This window comes from Cedecea neteri NBRC 105707 = ATCC 33855 (assembly GCF_001571265.1).
Lineage (GTDB): Bacteria > Pseudomonadota > Gammaproteobacteria > Enterobacterales > Enterobacteriaceae > Cedecea > Cedecea neteri.
The window spans coordinates 30,210-47,216 of the sequence record NZ_BCTL01000012.1 but is presented as its reverse complement, the minus strand read 5'-3'; the positions used below and the strand labels follow the sequence as shown (position 1 = coordinate 47,216).

Sequence of the window (17,007 nt, the reverse complement as noted above, 5' to 3'; positions counted from 1 at the left end):
ACTCAAGGTGAAGTTATGACTTACGTGATCGTTCATGCTCTGGCCCCTATTTTTGTCATCATGCTGCTGGGATTTTTCGCCGGCAAAGCGAAAATGGTCGATAACAAAAATGTCTCGCTGTTAAACATTTTTGTCATGGACTTTGCTCTACCCGCCGCGCTGTTTAGCGCGACCGTTCAAACGCCGTGGCTTGGCATTGTTCAGCAGTCACCGCTGATTGTGGTGCTGGTGCTTGCGATGTGGATTACCTACGCGGCGATTTACTTCCTGGCGACCAGCGTATTTAAAAAGTCACCGCAGGATGCCGCCGTGCTGACGCTTACCGTGGCGCTGCCTAACTATGCCGCACTCGGCCTGCCAATTTTAGGCAGCGTGCTCGGTGAAGGCTCTTCGACTTCGCTTTCCGTGGCGGTGTCGATTGCCTGCGGTTCCGTCCTGATGACGCCGTTCTGCCTGCTGATTCTTGAGCGTGAAAAAGCACGTGCGGACGGTGAAAACAGCGGCTCAACGCTGGCGATGCTGCCGGTGCTGATGTGGCGTTCGGTGAAAAAACCTATCGTCTGGGGGCCATTGCTTGGGGTTGTGCTGTCGGCTATCGGGATCCGTATGCCTGACCTGCTGCTGGCCTCTATTAAACCGCTGGGCCTCGCTGCTACTGCCGCTGCGCTGTTCCTGACCGGGGTGATCCTGTCGGCCCGCAAGCTGCAGATCAACACCATGGTGATCGCCGCGACCGTTACCAAGCTGCTGATTCAGCCATTCATCGCTTGGGGCATCGTGCTGGCGCTTGGTCTGACCGGCCCGGTTGCGATTACTTCCATCCTGATGATTGCCCTGGCCGCCGGCTTCTTTGGCGTGGTCTTTGGCAACCGTTTTGGTGTGCAGTCGCCGGATGCTGAAGCCGTGTTGTTGCTAAGCTCGGTACTCTCTATCCTGTCGCTACCGCTGTTTATTACTCTGACTTCAGGACTTTAAATAATGCCGACATTACGCCCCCACGATCTCCTTTGGCTCTCTGACCGCGAAGCGCTGGAAGGTGCTAACGAGGAGTGGGTCACAAGCCAGTGGCGCCCTGCGCTGCCGGTGGTGGTGCGGCGTGATGTCGAGCATGACGGACGTATTCCGGTAGGCGTGCGAGGAATGCGGCGCGATCAGCGAGCGGCAGGTTGGGTTAATCCGGCGAGCGTGAAGCGCGTCGTCAGCCCGGAGGCATTATCCAGCCGTGACCTGCTGCTCAGTTCCCCGTTTGTTTCCATGCCGCCGGTGCAGGGGGCGATTCAACTGGCAAGCCGCCCGTGGGCATGGCGCTGGGGCATTACCGGGAGCGTAGGCTATGCGCTGGCAACCGAAGTGCCGGTGATGCATGCCGCGAGCGACCTGGATTTGCTGATCCGCTGCCCACAGCCGATAGCAAAAGAGGCGCTGGCAGAATGGCAGCGCCTGACCGAGAAGCTGCTTTGCCGGGCCGATACGCAAATCGAAACGCCCTACGGCGCGTTTGCGCTGGCGGAATGGCTAAGGGAAAAGCGCGTGCTGCTGAAAACCAATCAGGGACCGCAGCTTGTGGTTAATCCCTGGCAGCCGGAGGATAACGGATGAAGATACTTTTTACCTTTCCCGGGCAGGGAACGCAGCGGGCGGACATGCTGCAAAATTTACCCGAGCGTGATGCCATCATGGTGCAGGTAAGGGCGGTTTTAGGCGATGAAGCAGACCAGTTGGATAGCGCTGCCGCGCTGAAGCATACCCGCGCCGTGCAGCTTTGCCTGCTAATCGCAGGCGTGGCCTGGGCGCAGGAGCTTGAGCGTAATGGCGTGAAGCCGGACATGGTCAGCGGCCTGTCTATCGGTGCGTTTCCGGCCGCGGTGATGGCTGGCGTCATCAGTTTTTCCGATGCCCTGCGGCTGGTGGCGCTTCGTGGCGACCTGATGGAACAGGCTTACCCAGAAGGTTACGGCTTAACGGCCATCGTAGGGCTGCGTCTTGAGCAGGTTGAAGCTCTGGTGGCGGGGAGCGGAACCTATATTGCGAATATCAATGCCGAGCAGCAAATCGTCATTGCCGGGAGCGAGCAGGCTATGGCGGAGGTGGCACACCGGGCGCTGGAGCAGGGGGCGCAAAAAGCTCGCCAATTAGCGGTTAGCGTGCCGTCCCATTGTGCGCTGCTGAATGAACCCGCACAGCAGCTTAAGCAGGCGTTTGCCGATGTGGCATTGAGCCGCCCGTCCTGCGCTTATCTCAGCGGCAGCACGGGCCGCGTGCTTTGGCTGCCGGAACAAATTGCCGAAGATCTGGCGCTCAACATGGCGCGGACGGTGCGCTGGCGAGAGGCGATGGTTGCCGCCAACGAGCGCGACGTTCGTCTGGCTATTGAAATGCCGCCGGGCAGCGTACTTTCGGGCCTGACACGGCAGGCGTTTCGGGAAGGAATCACCGTCTGCCGCGAACAGAATAGCGTGGCGGCCATCGTTCATCTTGCGGAAAAAACTAAGGCGGCGCGTTAGGCGTATCGATAAACGAGCGGGCGTACATGCGCCCCTCGGCGGCCAGCGCCAGCAGGTTCGGATCAAGTTCACGATTACGGGCGAAGACGATAGCGATGGTCTGCTTCATCTGGTACTGCTCGGCAAGCCTTAAAAGCTGCACCGAATTTTCATACACTTTCTTCATTCTGCCGGGCATCAACGTTAGCCCGACGCCCGCCTGTACCAGGCTGACCATCGAGAAAATGTCGTTTACCCTGGTGACGATTTCCGGCTCGAAACCGGCGACGCTAAAGGCTTCCTGAAAGCCCGCGTAGGTAGCAAAGCCTTCCGCGAGCGAAACAAACTTCTCACCGTGGAACTCACGTAGATCTGCCGGGTGGTTGGTGTCGAGCGGGAAGCTGGCCGGGGCGGCGAGGAAAATATCGTCCCGGAACATCGGCAGGACTTCCAGCCTTGAGCGATCGACTTCGCCTTCGGAAATAGAAATCAGGATGGCGTCCAGCACGCCGTCTTCCAGCATATTCAGCAGCACCTGATTTGAGCCCATGGTGAGGTCCATTTCCAGCTCTGGCCGTCTCAGTTTCATGCCCATGATCAGTTTCGGAACGGTTTCGAGCGTCAGAGAATAGAGGGTGCCGATGCGCAATCGCCCTTGGCCAACGCCCGCTGCCTGACGGGTTTCATCGATGCCGCGCGTCATCAGCGCCACCACTTCTTTGCAGTGTTCCAGCAGGGTGAGTGCAGATTCCAGCGGCACCAGATTACGCCCTTTATGGATAAACAGCGGGCAACGCACGCCTTCTTCTAGCGTATGCAGCGCGCGATGCACGCTAACCCCGCTAATACCCAGCGCTTCGGCGGTACGAGCAATGTTCCCTTTCTCCATAAACTCCATAAAGATCTCAAGCTTACGGAAGGTGATTTCAGCGTCGATTTTCATTAGAGGATAATCTTTGGATGTTTGACGCCGCAGGCTTTTGCATAGCGGACAACAGTTTCAATACTGGCTTTGATAATATTGGCTTCCATACGAGAGACCGTTGGCGGGGTGACGCCCATACGTTCGGCAACCTGTGCGCGTGTTAGCCCTTCATGGCTGCGCCATTCCGCAAGCATTGCCTGCAGACGCAGCTTACGCTCTTCGGCTTCATAGGCGGCCTGGACTTCGGGATTGGTTAGCAGGTCTGCACGCGCTTTTTCCCAGTCGATACTTTTACTCTTTTTCATTGAGCATCTCCTCTAGTCGTTGAAAAGCCAGCCTGATTTCCTCAGTTGGTGTTTTTGCCGTTTTCTTAACAAAAACCCGTAAAAGATAAATAACTCGTCCTTTTTGGTAGACGTAAAGCCCCCGTGCGATATGGGTCCCCATCGTCCTTATTTCAAACAGCCCATTGCCTAAGGGTTTGCTATCAGGCTCACGCAGCGATGTCGCATTTTGTTTAATTTTATCAATCAGACGCAGCATTTTTGCCTGAACGACGGGAGGCAATTCGGTTATTTCATTGAAGACATCCACGTGCAATTGAACGCTAAACATACGGTCACTCCCTGACGAGGTTAACATAGCAATTAAATTGCCTTATAAGCTAATTTTTATTGCCGATGCTGGTGGCAAAACCAGGCGAAAATCAGCCTAAAGCGCGCCTGACTTCTTTTCTATCTCCCGCTTTTGTTTTTGCGTAATGCCTCGTGAACGTCGATTCCTTTGCCATAAGCAACGCCAATAATGACCGCAAAACTGTCCTCCCATCACACTTTCGAACAAAAAGGGCCGCTGGAAAACGGACCTTTTATCACTCGGTTATGTGACCAGATTCACGGTAAGCCAGCGTAAAACCGTCGTTCCGGGCCTTTATGTGGAACAGATCACTATTGCCTCGCCAATTTCCACTTCGAAGTGGAAAACAACTCGCTACAAACCTTCCACCCCGCCACGTAGTTTAAAAAACAGATTAGTTAACGAGGTACCCAGGGTGAATAACGGAGCGGTAATGGTTAATGAAGCCGAGGAATTAACGACGCGTATTCAGGATTTTATTTACGCGCTGTTCAAAAGTAAGCACATCACGCCTAACGCGGTACAGGAACAAATGCTGGCCTCCCACGTGAAGGCGATGATTCATCGCTCTCTCACCGGGGAGCCGTTACCAGAAGTGGAAGAGAGCTTGTTCGAGGAGATCTCCGCCGAGTCGATGGAAATGGCGCAAGCGGTGGTCGATCAGTTCGGGAATCTGCCGGTAGAAGAAGCGTGGTTGCTGTCAGTGCATTTCGAAGTGGCGAAAGACAATCTTTGAATCATCAGGAGAAAAAAATGGAACAAATTACCGTAGTGATTGGTGACCGTCTGGGCAAAGGCCAGAAAGTTGCAGCAGGGATCGAAAAAGCGGGCGGTCGCGCCGTGGTTATTCCAGGCGTCGCCGCCGACATGAAGCTGGGCGACGTAATGAAAGCAGAAAACGCCACTTTTGGTATTTCCTTCTGCGGCAGCGGCGGCGCGGGCGCTATCACCGCACAAACCAAACACGGCTACAAAGCTAAATACGGCATGCGCTCCGTTGATGAAGGCGTGACGGCGATTAATGAAGGCAACAACGTGCTTGGCTTTGGCTTTATGGACAAAGAAGAACTGGGCGAGCGCCTGGTGCTGGCCTGGAACAAGAAGTACGGCAACTGAGTATGAAAGAGAAATTCGCAACTACGGTGCGAGTCAGCGGGCGCGGCGATACCAAAGCCAAAGCCTTCTCCGACGCCCTGAACCACGTTCAGGGCACGGTGCTCAAATCCACCAACCACATTCTTCTGCGCATTGAGCCACAGGATGTGCAGGTTGTTCAGGCGCAGGTCAGGGTGCGCAAAGAAGCTTTTCTGTTCTTCTTCCTGCGCCGGGAAAGGCGGAGCTACAGCGTGGAGCTGGATGTTTCCGTCAACGTGACGGCTCTTAACCTCGATGAGGTAGATTTCGTCGCACAATAAAATAACACTAACAAGGGCAGACTCATGTTCTTAATCATATTATTCAAATCACTCATTATCGGCGGCCTCGTCGGTGTGGGCGTTGGTGCCGGGGCCGCGCGTATGTTCCATGCGCCAACCTCTCAGGGCATGGGCGCATTTCGTACACTCGGCGAGCTGAACTCCTGTGAAGGGGACCCGGCTTCTCACTTCTCCTTTGGTCTCGGCTTCTTCTTCAACGCCTGGGCATCTTCCGTTGCTGCGGGTGCATTCACCCAGGACGTTGACCACCGCATCATCCCTAACTGGGGTGCGGCGGCACTGATGGTGAAGAACCGCAACGTGGCGGAAACCCTCCACGACCCGAAAAAAATGGCTATCGCCTGCGGCATCATCGGCATGATCGTGGTGGCGTTCCTGAACTCTACGGCCTCTGCGGTGCCGGCTGCGCTGCAGGTCACGGCAGTCAAAGTGCTGGTGCCAGCGGCTAACCTGCTGGTGAACACCGTGATGCCGGTTATTTTCTGGCTGGCGGCTATCGACGCGGGCAAAAAATCCGGTTTCTGGGCAACCATTTTCGGCGGCGCAGCGCAGCTGATCATGGGCAACGCCGTACCGGGTCTGGTGCTCGGCATCCTGATCGGTAAAGGCGTTGAAGAAAGCGGCTGGCACCGCGTTACCAAAGTGATGATGACGGCAATCGTTGCCCTCTTTGTTCTGAGTGCCTTCTTCCGCGGGTTCGACATGAAGATGATCGAGTCTTTCCACATGACCGTGCCGAACTGGCTGGATCTGCTGCATAACTCGCTGAGCGGCAAATAAGGGGATAACGCATGGAACAGAATAAAGGCTTTTGGTACGCGGACTGGTCATTCCCAATCTTTGTTGGCCTGCTCTCCTCCGGCGTGTTTGCCGGGACACACATGTACTACCTGTATGGCATCGGCGCTTTTAACGAAGTGGCCTTCGTGGCGATGCTGAAGTCAGGGATTGATACCGGCGTTTACGGCGCGGTGGCGGCGTTCGGTGCCAGCTTCCTGTTTGCCCGTATCATCGAAGGCTCCCTGGTGGGGATCCTGGATATCGGCGGGGCGATTCAAACCGGCGTAGGCCTCGGCGTTCCGGCGCTCCTGCTGGGCGCGGGTTTTGTTTTCCCGGTCGCTAACTTTGGCGCTTCGCTGGTCACCGGCCTGGTGATTGGTTTGGCCATTGGCTACATCATCATTCTGGCGCGTAAGTTCACCATCAACCAGAGCGACTCCACCTACGGGGCGGACGTCATGATGGGCGCGGGTAACGCCTCCGGCCGCTTCCTCGGGCCGTTGATTATCCTCAGCGCCATGACGGCTTCGATTCCCATCGGCATCGGCTCGTTGGTGGGTTCTCTGCTGTTTTACCTCTGGGGCAAACCGATCACTGGCGGGGCGATCCTCGGTGCAATGATTTTAGGCTCGATCTTCCCGGTAGCGTTGTAAGCAGTATTTCCAGGGCGGACGGGCTGCGGCTCGCCCGCCAGTTAAGGAGAAAAATATGTTTGACCTGATCCTGCGCGAGGCGCGGCTGGTGGACGATACCGTGATCGATATCGCCCTGAAGGACGGCAAGATTGCCGCCTTAGGCAAGATAACCGGCGAGGCAACTGAAGAACGCCAGCTGAACGGCGAATACTACGTTAGCGCTGGCTGGATTGACTCCCACGTTCACTGTTACCCCAAGTCCCCTATTTACCACGACGAACCTGATAGCGTAGGGATTCACACCGGCGTGACCACGGTCGTTGATGCCGGCAGTACCGGCGCCGATGACGTCGACGATTTCTATCAAATCACCCGCAGCGCGACGACCGAAGTTTATGCATTGCTGAACATCTCCCGCGTGGGGCTGATTGCCCAGAACGAACTGTCCAATATGGCGAATATCGACGCTGACGCCGTGCGCGGCGCGGTGAAGCGCCACCCGGACTTTATTGTGGGCTTAAAAGCACGCATGAGCAGTAGCGTGGTGGGTGACAACGGCATTACGCCGCTGGTGCGCGCCAAGGCTATCCAGAAAGAAAACGGTGATTTGCCGCTGATGGTGCACATTGGCAATAACCCGCCGGACCTTGATGAAGTGGCTGAGCTGCTGACCAGCGGCGATATCATCACCCACTGCTACAACGGCAAGCCAAACCGCATTCTCAATCCGGCCGGGCAGCTGAGAGCCTCCGTGGCGCAGGCTATTCAGCGCGGCGTGCGTCTGGACGTCGGGCACGGCACCGCCAGCTTTAGTTTTGACGTGGCACGTGTCGCGATTCAGCAGGGCATTCTGCCGCACAGCATCAGCTCGGACATCTACTGCCGCAACCGCATCAGCGGCCCGGTGCATTCACTCGGCGCGGTGATGTCTAAATTCCTCTCCATTGGCCTGTCATTGCCTCAGGTTATCGACTGCGTGACCGTTCATGCTGCCGATGGATTACGTCTGAAAAATAAAGGCCGCCTGGCCGTAGGGCTGGACGGCGACCTGACCGTCTTCGAGCTGCGCCGTCAGCCAACGGTATTTACCGACGCAGAGCAGCAAACGCTGACGGGCGATCGGGCGCTGGTTGCGCTGGCTGCGGTGCGCGCCGGGAAGTGGTTTGACTGTGAATAAGGGAAAGCAGAACATGTCTTCGATCTATGAAAAATACAATTTAAAACAGGTAATTAACGCATCCGGCCGCATGACCGCCCTCGGCGTGTCCACGCCACGCCCAGAAGTGGTGGACGCGGTAACCACCGGCATGAATCACTACTTTGAAATGAAGGATCTGGTGAATAAAACCGGCGCCTACATTGCCGGGCTACTCGACGTTGAGGCGGCGACCGTGGTGTCCTGCGCTTCTGCCGGTATCGCCCAGTCCGTGGCGGCGGTGCTGGTGAAAGACAATCAATGGCTGATCGAGAACCTGCATGCGGCCCCGCTGGAGAACAACGAGATCGTGCTGCCGAAAGGCCACAACGTTAACTTCGGCGCGCCGGTTGGCACTATGGTGAACCTGGGCGGCGGTAAAATCGTCGAAGCAGGCTATGCCAACGAATGTTCAGCGGATCAGCTGGCTGCGGCTATTTCTCCACGCACGGCGGCCATTCTGTATATCAAATCTCACCACTCGGTGCAGAAGAGCATGCTCAGCGTAGAGCAGGCCGTGGTGGTGGCACGTAAACACAACCTGCCGCTGATTGTTGACGCTGCGGCAGAAGAAGATTTGCAGTGCTATTACCGCTCAGGAGCCGACCTCGTGATTTACAGCGGGGCGAAGGCTATCGAAGGTCCAACCAGCGGGTTGGTGATCGGCAAAGAGCAGTACGTCGAGTGGGTGAAGCTGCAAACTGGCGGCATCGGGCGCGCGATGAAAGTTGGCAAAGAAGGCATTCTCGGCCTGACCTGCGCGATTGAACATTACCTGAGCGCGGCCAAAGAAAGCGGGGCCGAAATGGTCGCCAAAATGACGCCGTTTATCGACAGCCTGAACACGCTGAATGGCGTAACCGCCCGCGTAATGTGGGACGCAGCCGGCCGCGATATCGCCCGCAGCGAAATCAAGTTCGACGAAGCGACAGTCGGCATCAGCACTGGCGAGCTGGTTAGCGCGCTGAAGCAGGGCGAATACGCCATCTACTTCCGTGGCTACAAGGCGAACGAAGGCATTATAGAAGCGGATGTGCGTAGCGTAAGCGCGGCACAGCTGGAGATTATTTACCGCTGCATCAAAGCGCTGGTAAGCAAGGAGAAATAAGCATGAAACTGACCCCGAATTTTTACCGCGACCGCGTGTGCCTGAACGTCCTGGCCGGCTCTAAAGAAAACGCCAAAGAGATTTTCCAGGCGGCAGAAGGCCACGTGCTAGTCGGCGTGTTATCTAAAAATTACCCGGACGTAGAAAGTGCGGTTGCCGATATGCGTGACTATGCGGCGCTTATCGACAACGCGCTGTCCGTCGGCCTTGGCGCGGGCGATCCGAACCAATCTGCAATGGTCAGTGAAATCTCCGGCCAGATTCAGCCTCAGCACGTCAATCAGGTCTTTACCGGCGTGGGCACCAGCCGCGCGCTGCTGGGCCAGAATGACAGCGTAGTCAACGGCTTGGTTTCGCCGACCGGCACCGTAGGAATGGTGAAAATCTCCACCGGCCCGCTAAGCTCAGACGCGGCAGACGGCATCGTGCCTGTTGAAACAGCTATTGCGCTGCTGAAGGATATGGGCGGCAGCTCAATCAAATACTTCCCGATGGGCGGGCTGGACTGCCGTGAAGAGTACCAGGCGGTTGCTGAAGCCTGTGCGAAGCATGACTTCTGGCTGGAGCCGACCGGCGGTATCGATCTCGAAAACTTCGAAGAGATCCTGAAGATTGCGCTGGATGCTGGCGTGAGCAAAGTGATCCCGCATATTTACAGCTCGATTATCGACAAGGCCAGCGGCAATACCCGTCCGGCGGATGTGGCTACGCTGCTGGCGATGACGAAGAAGCTGGTGGGGTAAGTAAAGAGTAAAAGAAAGATCCCCTCTCCCTTTTAGGGAGAGGGTTAGGGTGAGGGTATAATCCTCATCAACCACACTTCGAGGACAAACGCATGTCTGCACGCACTCTGCTTGTTGCTTCATTTGCCTTACTCGCCGCCGGCAACAGCGCGGCGCAAAGCCATTACGCCTGGGTTGGCACCTACAACCCGAACGGCGAAGGTCTTTATCGCTTCCTGGTTGACGCTAAAACCGGTGCGCTTAGCGATAAAACGCTGGTTAGCTCGCTGCCGAACGCCGCGCAGCTTACCGCGTCGCCGGACGGCAAGACGTTGTACGTTGCCAGCGAAGCGGAGAAAGGCGTGATTGCGGCGCTACGTGTGGGCGATGACGGAAGTGTGACCGAACTAAACCAGGTTTCTTCCGGTGGCGCAGGCCCGGTTTACCTTTCCTTGACGCCGCAGGGCAAGCACCTGCTGGTGGCTAACTATGTGAGTGGCTCTATCGCCGTACTGCCGGTTAATGCCGACGGTAGCCTGCTGGAAGCCAGCGACAAACATCAGGACAGCGGCGAGCCGGGCGCGGCGAAACCAGAAGCAGCGGTAGAAGGTAGCTTCGCCGCCAGCGATCATAACGGCCCGCATGCCCATATGATTGCCGCCGATCCAAGCGGCAAGTTTGTTTTCTCTACCGATCTTGGCCTGGATCGGATCTACCAGTATCGCTTTGATCAAAACAAAGGCGTGCTGGAGCCAAACGATCCGCCGTTCATCTCCGCCTCTTCAAAAGGCGCAGGGCCACGCCACTTTGTCTTTTCTGCAGACGGTTCAGGCCTGTGGCTGATTAACGAAGAAGCCTCTACGCTTACCCATTACAGGCTTGACCGTGAGAAAGGCACGCTGACCGAAGGGCAGACCATCTCTTCGCTGCCAAAAGGCTATAAGGGCACGAGCTTTGCGGCGGGCCTGGTGTTGAGCCACGACGGTAAGCAGCTGTATGTAGCCAATCGCCTGCATAACAGCATCGCGCATTTCAGCGTGGGTGCTAACGGCGAGCTTACGCATCAGGACGATATCTGGACCAGAGGCGACTATCCACGAGGCCTGACGCTGGACAGCACAGGCAAACATCTTTATGCCCTGAACCAGCGCAGCGACAACATTACTCGTTTTAGCGTGTCCCCGGGCAACGGTAAATTAACTTTTATCGAGGATTATACGGCGGTGGGAAGCCCGTCACAGATGGTCTTCACCCCGTTTAAGTAAAGCAGGACGGGGCGCTTAAACGCCCCGATAACCAAAGGAAGCGGTAGTGAGATTCCCCAATCAACGGCTGGCTCAGCTTTTTGAGATGCTGCAAAACGAAACGCTGCCCCAGGATGAACTGGCGCGGCGTTTGTCCGTTTCTACTCGTACGGTTCGGGCCGATATCACGGCGCTTAATGCACTGATGTCAGGCTTCGGGGCTCAGTTTACGCTTACCCGCGGTGCGGGCTATCAGCTGAATATCGAGGATACTGAGCGTTACGGCGAGCTGGTTCAGCACCGCCCACGACAGCTTCGTATTCCGCGTACTTCTCCAGAACGCGTGCATTACCTCGTGGTGCGTTTTCTGACGGCGGCGTTTTCACTGAAGCTGGAAGATCTGGCCGAAGAGTGGTTTGTCAGCCGCGCCACGTTGCAAAGCGACATGGCCGAGGTGCGTGAATGGTTTAACCGCTATCATCTGACCATTGAGACGCGCCCGCGCCACGGCATGAAGCTGTTCGGCAGCGAAACGGCTATCCGCGCTTGCCTGACGGATCTGCTGTGGCAGTTAACCTTAGAGGACAGTGAAAACCCGTTATTGACGGAAGAAGCGCTGAACGCGGGTGTTCCGGAGTTGCTCGCCGGTTCGCTGCACGATTGCTTTACCCGCTGCCACATCCGCCTGACTGATGAAGGCGAGCAGTTTATTCGCCTCTATTGTTCGGTGGCGGTGCGCCGCATCAGCGAAGGGTATCCGCTGCCGGAATTTACGGCGGATAACGTTGATGTCCAGGTGAAAGAGGCGGCCAGACAGATCGCCGCTCTTCTTCAGCAGCTGGCGGGTAAGCCGCTTTCCGACGCTGAAGAGCAGTGGCTGCAGGTGCATATCGCCTCGCGGCAGGTACAGGAAGTGGCGCCGAGTGCGATCAGCGCCGACGATGACGAGGCGCTGGTTAACTACATCCTGCGCTACATCAATACCCACTATAACTACAACCTTCTTAGCGACGAGCAGCTGCACGCCGACCTGCTTACCCACATCAAGACGATGATCACCCGGGTGCGCTATCAGATAAACATTCCGAATCCTCTGCTGGCCAACATCAAGCAGCATTATCCGCTGGCTTACGATATGACGCTGGCGGCGGTCTCAAGCTGGGGAAAATATACCCCTTACGCCATCAGCGAAAACGAAATTGGTTTTCTGGTGCTGCACATCGGCGTGGGCCTGGAGCGCCACTACAACATTGGCTACCAGCGTCATCCTCGCGTGCTGCTGGTTTGCGATACCGGGAATTCGACTGTACGTATGCTGCAGGCCATGCTGCTGCGTAAATATCCGCAGGTGGAAGTGACCAACATTATCTCTCTGCGTGATTACGAGCAGCTCGACACCGTGGATGAGGACTTTGTGATCAGCACGGCTCGCATCAATGAGAAAGAAAAGCCCGTTGTGATGATGGCGCCGTTCCCGACGGACTATCAGCTCGAGCAGCTTGGTAAACTGGTGCTGGTGGACAGAACTCGCCCGTACATGCTGGAGAAATTCTTTGATGCCAGCCATTTCCGCATTATCGACCAGCCAATGACCCAGCAGCAGCTATTCCTGACGCTCTGCGAGCAGCTGGAGCGGGAAGGCGTGGTTGATGCAGATTTTCATCCGTCTGTGGTGGAGCGTGAAGCCATTGTCAGCACCATGCTTGGCGAAGGTATTGCGCTGCCGCACTCGCTGGGCCTGTTGGCGAAAAAAACGGTGGTTTACACCGTGCTGGCGCCGCACGGTATCAGCTGGGGTGATGAGACGGCGTACGTGATCTTCCTGCTGGCTATTAGCAAAAGCGAATACGAAGAGGCGATGGCGATTTACGACCTGTTTGTGACGTTCCTGCGCGAGCGGGCAATGGTCCGGCTTCGCGAGAGTAGGGATTTTGACAGTTTTAAAGCAGTGGCGATGGAGTGCCTGAGTAAGCTGTAACCTCCATTGACCCTCACCCCGGCCTTCTCCCTGTGAGGGAGAGGGGGAATTCAATGGGCAAATTTATCCGACCCTGAAGGGCATACGGGGATTTACCTGGCGGGTTTAGGTTTATCCCCTCTCCCCTGTGGGGAGAGGGTTAGAGTGAGGGGCAGTTATTTTAGGATAGTGAACGCGGTGGTCACATGCTTCACGCCGCTTACTCGGCTGGCAATGTCCGCCGCGGCTTTACCTTCGCGTTCGGTTACCAGGCCAAGCAGGAACACCTCGCCATTCTCCGTCGTGACTTTTACGTTAGAAGACTTCACCTGATCGCTGGTTAGCAGCTGAGAGCGAACTTTTGTGGTGATCCAGGTATCGCTCGACGCGACGCCCAGGCCGACCGGAGCCATAATTCGAATCTCGTTATAGACTTCGGTTGCGCCGTCTACGCCCAACGCAATTTGCTTAGCGCGAGAAGCAAGATCTGGGTTAGGAGACTGACCGGCCAGCAGCACTTTGCCCTGGTAAGCCGTCACGTTAATACGTGCTTCTTTCTTGATTTGCTCATCCTTGTTGAGCGCGCTGTTCACGCGTAATTCAAGCGTGCCGTCATCAACCTGCGTCCCGACGGTGCGCGGGTCGGTTGCGGTTTTTGTCGCCACGGCGGCACTTCCCACAACAACGGCACCGACGCAGCCCTGCAGCAACAGCGCGGAAATAAGAACTGCGACTGGCGTAATGGCCTTCATGTTCATTCCTTCTCCTTTCTCAAAATTAGCTATTAGCCATCCTGGTGCGGAAATAGCGTATTGTCGATCAGATCGCATAAACAGTTCACCGTCAGCATATGCATCTCCTGGATGCGGGCGCTGCGATGAGAAGGGATTCGGATTTCAACATCCTGTGGCCCCAACAGTCCTGCCAGTTCACCGCCGTCATAGCCCGTCAGCGCGACGATAGTCATGTCGCGGGTGACAGCGGCTTCAACCGCTTTGACAATATCACGGCTATTGCCTCGGGTGGAAATTGCCAGCAATACGTCCCCGGCGTGGCCCAGCGCACGAACCTGTTTGGCATACACTTCTTGATGCAGACGGTCGTTAGCGATCGCGGTTAAGACCACATTATCTGCATTAAGTGCAATGGCCGGTAAACTAGGACGCTCTGTTTCAAAACGATTGATCATGCTGGCAGCAAAATGCTGTGCGTTGGCGGCGGAGGTGCCATTGCCACAACAGAGGATTTTGTTGCCGTTCAGCAAAGACTGAACCAGCGTCATCGCTGCACGGGAGATGGCGTCCGGCAGGGCTTCCGCTGCGGCAATCTGAGTTTGAATACTTTCCGTGAAGCAGCCTTTGATTCTTTCAAGCACGTTGATTCTACCTGGAGTTTTTTAGATATCGGCGGCAAACGCGTTGGTCAGCCACTCTATTTCATTGCCGGTGAAAGCTAACACATCGAAACGGCAATCTACAGTATCAAAACTTTTGCCGCTGCCGCTAAGCCAAACCTGCGCGGCGTATAGCAGGCGCTGTTGTTTGCTGCGGGTGACGCTGGCGGCTGCACCGCCAAACTTATCGTTACGCCGGAAGCGCACCTCTACGAAGACGATAACCTGCCGCTGTTTCATTATGAGATCGATTTCGCCGCCGCGAACATGCACGTTCGCCGCAACGAAGCGCAGTCCCTTGCGCTCGAGGTAGCGGCGCGCCTGCTGTTCATAGCGCGCGCCGCGTTGCTGGCGGTTCAGGATACCGGGACTATCTGGCCCTGATTGAATTGCAGCCAATTTAGCTTCCTGTTAATGACGCAGTCCTGGTTGGCGGTCAGCTGCCCGGTGTTGCCGTTCACCTGGTAACCCGGCACCTGGCGTATCTGGGAGAAGTGGCTTGCCAGCGTCCAGGCATCCACGCCCATCGCATACAGGCGCGCCAGCGAGTAGTCATTATTGACGCTGCTTAACGCCTGCTGCATCAGCTGCGGGTTGCCGCCGGAAAGCATCGGGATTTCGCTAAACTGCAGTCCTTCCATTTCCAGACGATAGTCCGGGCCATTAACGCCCTGCGAGCTGCGAGAGCTGGCATAAAGTTGCGCGCTGCCGCGGCTGCCCGTGCGCATCGCAATCATTGGTTTGATCAGCGCCACTTCTTCAGAAGTCGCGATGATGTAGACCGCGTCTACGTTGCCGCTGCTGCCAGCGGTAATTTGTGCATCCGTGGGTGCTGCCGGGATGGTTAGCCCGCCAATGGTCACGCCTGGAGGCGTATTGGACGGGGTGCTGACCGGGGTGCCGGTCAAGGCGATGCCGGAACCGCTGTTAATGCCGCGCTTCAGGTCGCTCACTGAACCAAATTTCTGCTGCAGTACCAGACCACCGCCGAGTTTCTGCCATTCGGTGGCAAAGGCTTTCGCCACCCGGTCACCCAAGGCGTTAGACGGGATCAGCATCAATGGATTGCGGTGGTTTTGCTGCCAGATATGGTCTGCGGCGTCGCGGGCTTCATCTTCCGGAGAAAGCGCGAAGTAGCAGATGTTTGGGCGGTTCTGGACGCTTTCTGGCTGGTTGAGAGCCAGAATATTCAGCGGGCTGTTGGTGCTGGCTAGCTGGTCAACATTGTTTTTCAGCAGCGGGCCGACGACCAGCGTGGCACCGTCCTGCTGTGCCTGAGCCAGAACCTGTGAGAGCGGCTGACTACTGGTGTCGTAGATTTTAATTTCCGCCGTCGGGCTCGCGGCAACAGATGGCGCGGTTTGTACGTCCGGTTGGGCAGCCGGCGTTGTGGTTTGTGGTGTTGCGGCCTGTGCCTTCTGGTCTGTCAGATCGCTGACGGACGCGCTTGCCGGGCTCACTGCAGCATTAGGATCTGCGGGGGCCTGAGGCTCTTGCTGCTGAGGCTGTTCTTGAGGCGACGCAGCCTGTTGTTGCGCATTAGGATCTACGGGCCGTGTGGCTGACTGCACGGCTGCAACCGGCGAGACGCCGTTGTTTTTCGCCGCTTCAAAACCTTGTTCAATGGCGCGACCAAACACCGCTGCCTGGCCGTTTAACGGCAGCAGAAGGGCGATTTTACCGGTTGAGGCCGGCTTGAAGTTTTGTACGTTCACCAGTTGGGTTGGCAGCGTTTTTGAACCTGGATTGTTCGGGTAACGCGTTTGCCAGTCCTGAATGCCGGCTTTCAGCATGTTTGGATCGTTACGGTTATCGCTCCATACGTGCTGCAGATCCAGCCAGCCCTGCAGGGTATTTTCGTCGGCGTTAATCACCAGACTGTTCATTTGCTCCGGCGAGAACTGCGACAGAATCTGCCAGGTACCATCAATGTTCTTCTGGTGTGTGTCGCCTTTGAGCAGCGGTTCCTGAGCAATGTAGGCGCGCAGCAGCGCTAAAGACGGGCGTCCCTGAGAAGCGTCAATCACAGCCTGGTAATAACGGCTCTGTTGGCCCTTGTCGAGTGTGCTCGGGTCAATCTTTTCCAGCAGGGCAGAGGCGGCGTTGAAGTCTTTCTGCGCAATCTTCACTTCCGGCACCAGCAACTGCTGTTCACGAGCTTGCGCATCGGTGAGTTGCTGCGGCAGTTGGTTATACAACGCCACGGCCTGCTGAGGTTTACCCTCTTTTAGCAGGGAACGAATGGCGAGTAATTGCCAGTTGGTCTTGCTATCATCTGCACTTTGCTGCATTTGCTGCAGATAGTAAGCGGACCCGGCGGTGGTCTCGCCCTGCAGCAGCGTAGCGGACTGATCCGGTGCTTGAGTAGAGCAGCCGGCAAAAATCAGCGCCGCGAGCAACACAGGCAGGCAGCGCCCGGCTTTCGAACGATTCAAGGTTGAGGGTAGCATTCTGTATCCAGTGGTTTTTATATCCCAATGTACAATATTAAAT

General features: G+C 56.4%; 20 protein-coding genes. 13 read left to right on the top strand and 7 right to left on the bottom strand.

Annotated elements, in window-relative coordinates; translation table 11 throughout:
• Positions 1-15 precede the first annotated feature (15 nt).
• From CNE01S_RS06835 to mdcH, 3 genes are read left to right on the top strand one after another with little or no spacing between them, the layout of a single operon-like run.
• Positions 16-975 carry an AEC family transporter gene (locus tag CNE01S_RS06835; protein WP_061274568.1) on the top strand — a complete coding sequence of 320 codons (960 nt, stop codon included), beginning with the start codon at positions 16-18 and terminating at the stop codon, positions 973-975.
• A gap of 3 nt (positions 976-978) precedes the next feature.
• Entirely contained in the window at positions 979-1,599 is a 621-nt protein-coding gene (locus tag CNE01S_RS06830; RefSeq protein WP_061274566.1) for a malonate decarboxylase holo-ACP synthase, read from the top strand.
• Positions 1,596-2,504: a malonate decarboxylase subunit epsilon gene (mdcH, locus tag CNE01S_RS06825; protein WP_061274564.1), complete on the top strand. Its 909-nt coding sequence runs from the start codon at positions 1,596-1,598 to the stop codon at positions 2,502-2,504. Before CNE01S_RS06830 ends, mdcH begins: the two co-directional genes overlap by 4 nt.
• Here mdcH and CNE01S_RS06820 read toward each other — a convergent pair.
• The 3 genes from CNE01S_RS06820 to CNE01S_RS06810 are packed head-to-tail and all read right to left on the bottom strand — an operon-like array spanning position 2,488 to position 4,023.
• Complete coding sequence (locus tag CNE01S_RS06820) at positions 2,488-3,426, bottom strand: LysR family transcriptional regulator (RefSeq protein ID WP_061274562.1); 939 nt, start codon at positions 3,424-3,426, stop codon at positions 2,488-2,490. The genes mdcH and CNE01S_RS06820 overlap by 17 nt on opposite strands.
• Positions 3,426-3,713 carry a helix-turn-helix domain-containing protein gene (locus tag CNE01S_RS06815; protein WP_052048993.1) on the bottom strand — a complete coding sequence of 96 codons (288 nt, stop codon included), beginning with the start codon at positions 3,711-3,713 and terminating at the stop codon, positions 3,426-3,428. The genes CNE01S_RS06820 and CNE01S_RS06815 overlap by 1 nt, the downstream gene beginning before the upstream one ends.
• Complete coding sequence (locus CNE01S_RS06810; RefSeq protein WP_061274560.1) at positions 3,700-4,023, bottom strand: type II toxin-antitoxin system RelE/ParE family toxin; 324 nt, start codon at positions 4,021-4,023, stop codon at positions 3,700-3,702. Before CNE01S_RS06810 ends, CNE01S_RS06815 begins: the two co-directional genes overlap by 14 nt.
• A 454-nt stretch (positions 4,024-4,477) precedes the next feature.
• On the opposite strand from CNE01S_RS06810, the gene CNE01S_RS06805 reads away from it, so the two are divergent.
• The 10 genes from CNE01S_RS06805 to CNE01S_RS06760 all read left to right on the top strand — a co-directional run bounded on the left by CNE01S_RS06805 (position 4,478) and on the right by CNE01S_RS06760 (position 13,142).
• Positions 4,478-4,780: a glycine dehydrogenase gene (locus CNE01S_RS06805; protein WP_038476338.1), complete on the top strand. Its 303-nt coding sequence runs from the start codon at positions 4,478-4,480 to the stop codon at positions 4,778-4,780.
• Between the two features lie 17 nt (positions 4,781-4,797).
• Positions 4,798-5,160, top strand: a complete 363-nt coding sequence (locus CNE01S_RS06800; RefSeq protein WP_061274558.1) for an SFCGS family glycine-rich protein — start codon at positions 4,798-4,800, stop codon at positions 5,158-5,160.
• Between the two features lie 2 nt (positions 5,161-5,162).
• On the top strand, positions 5,163-5,459 hold the full coding sequence (locus CNE01S_RS06795; protein ID WP_008453694.1) for a DUF4312 family protein: 297 nt from the start codon (positions 5,163-5,165) through the stop codon (positions 5,457-5,459).
• A gap of 24 nt (positions 5,460-5,483) precedes the next feature.
• Positions 5,484-6,260 (top strand): DUF4311 domain-containing protein, encoded by a 777-nt coding sequence (locus CNE01S_RS06790; RefSeq protein ID WP_008453692.1) that lies wholly within the window; start codon positions 5,484-5,486, stop codon positions 6,258-6,260.
• An 11-nt stretch (positions 6,261-6,271) separates the two neighbouring features.
• Complete coding sequence (locus CNE01S_RS06785) at positions 6,272-6,913, top strand: DUF4310 family protein (RefSeq protein ID WP_061274556.1); 642 nt, start codon at positions 6,272-6,274, stop codon at positions 6,911-6,913.
• Between the two features lie 55 nt (positions 6,914-6,968).
• The gene (locus CNE01S_RS06780; RefSeq protein WP_061274554.1) at positions 6,969-8,072 is read left to right on the top strand and encodes an amidohydrolase/deacetylase family metallohydrolase; all 1,104 of its coding nucleotides are present in this window, start codon (positions 6,969-6,971) and stop codon (positions 8,070-8,072) included.
• A 13-nt stretch (positions 8,073-8,085) separates the two neighbouring features.
• Positions 8,086-9,198 carry a DgaE family pyridoxal phosphate-dependent ammonia lyase gene (locus tag CNE01S_RS06775; protein WP_061274552.1) on the top strand — a complete coding sequence of 371 codons (1,113 nt, stop codon included), beginning with the start codon at positions 8,086-8,088 and terminating at the stop codon, positions 9,196-9,198.
• Between the two features lie 2 nt (positions 9,199-9,200).
• The gene (gene dagF / locus CNE01S_RS06770) at positions 9,201-9,941 is read left to right on the top strand and encodes a 2-dehydro-3-deoxy-phosphogluconate aldolase (RefSeq protein WP_061274550.1); all 741 of its coding nucleotides are present in this window, start codon (positions 9,201-9,203) and stop codon (positions 9,939-9,941) included.
• 92 nt (positions 9,942-10,033) lie between these two features.
• Entirely contained in the window at positions 10,034-11,185 is a 1,152-nt protein-coding gene (locus tag CNE01S_RS06765; RefSeq protein WP_061274548.1) for a lactonase family protein, read from the top strand.
• Between the two features lie 46 nt (positions 11,186-11,231).
• Positions 11,232-13,142: a BglG family transcription antiterminator gene (locus CNE01S_RS06760; protein ID WP_061274546.1), complete on the top strand. Its 1,911-nt coding sequence runs from the start codon at positions 11,232-11,234 to the stop codon at positions 13,140-13,142.
• 155 nt (positions 13,143-13,297) lie between these two features.
• Here CNE01S_RS06760 and dolP read toward each other — a convergent pair whose 3' ends face one another.
• From dolP to CNE01S_RS06740, 4 genes are read right to left on the bottom strand one after another with little or no spacing between them, the layout of a single operon-like run.
• The gene (dolP, locus tag CNE01S_RS06755) at positions 13,298-13,873 is read right to left on the bottom strand and encodes a division/outer membrane stress-associated lipid-binding lipoprotein (RefSeq protein ID WP_008453679.1); all 576 of its coding nucleotides are present in this window, start codon (positions 13,871-13,873) and stop codon (positions 13,298-13,300) included.
• 32 nt (positions 13,874-13,905) lie between these two features.
• Entirely contained in the window at positions 13,906-14,496 is a 591-nt protein-coding gene (diaA, locus tag CNE01S_RS06750) for a DnaA initiator-associating protein DiaA (RefSeq protein ID WP_038476306.1), read from the bottom strand.
• A gap of 21 nt (positions 14,497-14,517) precedes the next feature.
• A complete protein-coding gene (locus CNE01S_RS06745; RefSeq protein WP_061274545.1) occupies positions 14,518-14,913 on the bottom strand; it encodes a YraN family protein in 396 nt (131 codons plus the stop codon).
• Entirely contained in the window at positions 14,871-16,964 is a 2,094-nt protein-coding gene (locus CNE01S_RS06740) for a penicillin-binding protein activator (RefSeq protein WP_061274543.1), read from the bottom strand. The genes CNE01S_RS06745 and CNE01S_RS06740 overlap by 43 nt, the downstream gene beginning before the upstream one ends.
• Positions 16,965-17,007: the final 43 nt, after the last annotated feature.